The sequence below is a fragment of the Streptomyces sp. W16 genome, from assembly GCF_033194735.1.
Classification (GTDB): domain Bacteria; phylum Actinomycetota; class Actinomycetes; order Streptomycetales; family Streptomycetaceae; genus Streptomyces.
In genome coordinates, this window is the sequence record NZ_JAWOAI010000824.1 from 1 (window position 1) to 2,988 (window position 2,988).

Here is a 2,988-nt window from a genome sequence, read left to right on the forward strand (position 1 = left end):
GGGGCGGCAGGACCCGGACGGGCACCCTGCGCCGGAGAGGGGGCTGCCGGCCGTGCCGGGGCAGCCTTGCGTGCGGGGGCGGGCTTGCCGCCTCCGCTGCCCTGCTGGAGGGCGTCTGTCAGCTTGCGTACAACGGGCGCCTCGATCGTCGAGGACGCCGAACGGACAAATTCACCGAGTTCTTGGAGCTTGGCCATGACGACCTTGCTCTCCACCCCGAACTCCTTGGCGAGTTCGTATACCCGGACCTTAGCCACTTCGCTCCTTTTAGGTCCGGGTGCGTCCGGACCGTCGCTACTTCATGGGCGTACTCATCGCGTGCTCATCGAGTGCTCATCGCAATCTCGACCTACTTCCAACTCGCGGAATACCGGGCCGCACGGAGGTTCCGTACGACTCGCTCTTACGGTGTTGCCTGCTCGACGGAGAGACGCAACGCCTTTGTGTCGAGCGTTCCCTGGGCACGCAGCGCCCGTGGGAAAGCCCGGCGACGTACCGCCAGGTCGAGACAGACCAGGGCGGGATGCAGATATGCACCCCGGCCGGGCAGCGTACCGCGATGATCGGGGACGCATTCGCCCTCGACCGCCACGATCCGCAGCAGTTCCTTCTTGGCCGCTCGCTCCCGGCACCCCACACAGGTGCGTTCAGGGCATGCGCGGGCTCGCGTCCGGCCAGACACTGCTAAGTCTACCTCCCCGCACCGACCTCACCCCTCCGGAGCAAGAATCGAACGGCTGTTGTCGTGATCTAAGCCACTGGCGGCCGAGAACTATTCCCCTGGCTGGTCGGACGGCTGTTCGGTGTCCGGACGGATGTCGATCCGCCAGCCGGTGAGGCGGGCCGCAAGCCGGGCATTCTGCCCTTCCTTGCCGATCGCCAGCGACAGCTGGTAGTCCGGCACCGTCACGCGCGCGGAGCGGGCCGCGAGGTCCACCACCTCGACCTTGGAGACCCGTGCCGGGGAGAGTGCGTGCGCCACCATCTCGGCCGGGTCGTCCGACCAGTCGACGATGTCGATCTTCTCACCGTTCAGCTCGCTCATCACCGCGCGCACCCGGCCGCCCATGGGGCCGATGCAGGCACCCTTGGCGTTCAGACCGCTGCGGGTGGAGCGGACGGCGATCTTCGTACGGTGACCGGCCTCCCGCGCGATGGCGGCGATCTCCACGGACCCGTCGGCGATCTCCGGCACCTCCATGGCGAACAGCTGCTTCACCAGGTTGGGGTGCGTACGGGACAGGGTGACGGACGGACCGCGCATGCCCTTCGCCACCCGGACGACGTACGACCGAAGGCGCAGCCCGTGCGGGTACTCCTCACCCGGCACCTGCTCCTGCACCGGAAGGATGGCCTCCAGCTTGCCGATGTCGACGAGCACGTTCTTCGGGTCGCGGCCCTGCTGGACCACACCGGCGACGATGTCGCCCTCACGGCCGGCGAACTCGCCGAACGTCACCTCGTCCTCGGCGTCCCGCAGCCGCTGCAGGATGACCTGCTTGGCGGTGGTGGCGGCGATCCGGCCGAAGTCGGACGGGGTGTCGTCGAACTCGCGCGGCTCCTCCCCCTCCTCCAGGTCCTCGGGGTCCTCTTTCGCCCAGACCGTCACATGGCCGTTCTCACGGTCGAGCACCACGCGCGCGTGGCGGCGGCTTCCCTCGGTGCGGTGGTAGGCGATGAGGAGGGCCGACTCGATCGCTCCGACCAGCAGGTCGAAGGAGATCTCCTTCTCCCGTACCAGGCCCCGCAGGGCACTCATGTCGATGTCCACGGCTACGCCTCCTCTGCGTTCTCTTCGTTGTCGTCGTTCTTGTTCTTACGGTTGAACTCGACCTGCACGCGGGCCTTCACGACCTCCGCGAAGGCGAGCCGCTTGGCGGTGGGCTTCCGCCCCTTCACGCCCGGCACTTCCACGTCGATGCCGTCGTCGTCCACGTCGAGGATCCGGGCGACCAGCTCACCGCTCTCGGCCAGCTGGAACTTCACCAGCCGGTCGGTGGCACGCACGTAGTGACGGTGCTCGGTGAGCTCGCGCTCGGCACCAGGAGTCCCGACTTCGAGGGTGTACTCGCCCGCGCCCATCGCGTCGGTCTCGTCGAGCTTCGCGGAGAGCGCGCGGCTCACATCCGCGATCTGGTCCAGATCGGCACCCGTGTCGGAATCGACGACCACGCGCAGCACCCGCTTGCGTCCGACCGAGTCCACTTCGACCTCTTCGAGATCGAGTCCCTGGGAGCTGACGAGCGGTTCCAGCAGTACTCGCAGCCTCTCGCTCTGGGTCGTGCTCATCCGGGTGACTCCTCGGCCGCGTGTGCTGTTGTGGGTAGGGCGCGTGTCTGCTCAAAGGGTATCCGGTCCCGGAGCGTGTTGCCGCCCACGTGTGCCTCCGGCGGTGGGGCCGGGCGCCTTTGAGCTCGGGTGGTTGCGGTAGTCGGGCGAGTGCAGGTCGGTGGGGCCTTCTCGCGCAGTTCCTCGCGCCCCTGGGGTGGGTACACGAGCCGGTGACGAAAGTGCGAGGCATGCGCGGGTACCGTGATCACGGGCGCGCAGCCCTTCCCGTGTTTTCGTTCGTACGAGCCCCCCGAGGACGATCCGCCGTGCCGTTCCCCCCACCTCCGCGCACCCTCCCGGGACCGCGCAGAAGGAGCCTGCTCGCCTCGGCCGCCGGAGCCGCGCTCCTGGTGGGCTGCTCCACCGACGCCGACGACTCCGAGAACACCGCGGGCAGCCCCTCGGCCGCCGAGCGCGCACGCGCGCGTGCGGCCGGCGACAGCGAGACCCTGCTCCAGCACTACGACGCGGTACTCGCCGCCCACCCGACCCTGACGGACCGCCTGACCCCGCTCCGCGCGGAGGTCGTCCGGCACGCGACGGCCTTCGGGGGCAGCGGTTCCACGCCTTCGGCCACACCATCCGCTACGGCCACTGTCCCGCCGTCGGCTTCGGCTTCGGCCTCCGCCGTACCCGCGACCGCGAGCGACGCCCTGG

Annotated in this window: 4 protein-coding genes and 1 pseudogene; 1 reads left to right on the plus strand and 4 read right to left on the minus strand. The window is 69.1% G+C overall.

From position 1 onward, the window contains the following. From R6V09_RS49930 to rimP, 4 genes are all read right to left on the minus strand, one after another. Window positions 1-257: translation initiation factor IF-2 N-terminal domain-containing protein (locus tag R6V09_RS49930; protein WP_317888057.1), on the minus strand; the 257-nt coding region annotated here is incomplete at its 3' end. 146 nt (window positions 258-403) lie between these two features. Next, window positions 404-682, minus strand: coding sequence for a YlxR family protein (locus R6V09_RS49935; protein ID WP_200714795.1), 279 nt, complete (start codon window positions 680-682; stop codon window positions 404-406). Window positions 683-772: 90 nt separating this feature from the next. Further along, window positions 773-1,771, minus strand: coding sequence for a transcription termination factor NusA (gene nusA / locus R6V09_RS49940; RefSeq protein WP_317888058.1), 999 nt, complete (start codon window positions 1,769-1,771; stop codon window positions 773-775). A 2-nt stretch (window positions 1,772-1,773) separates the two neighbouring features. After that, on the minus strand, window positions 1,774-2,289 hold the full coding sequence (gene rimP / locus R6V09_RS49945) for a ribosome maturation factor RimP (RefSeq protein WP_317888059.1): 516 nt from the start codon (window positions 2,287-2,289) through the stop codon (window positions 1,774-1,776). 308 nt (window positions 2,290-2,597) lie between these two features. Here rimP and R6V09_RS49950 point away from each other — a divergent pair. After that, window positions 2,598-2,988 (plus strand): annotated as a pseudogene (locus R6V09_RS49950) (hypothetical protein); the annotation flags it as partial.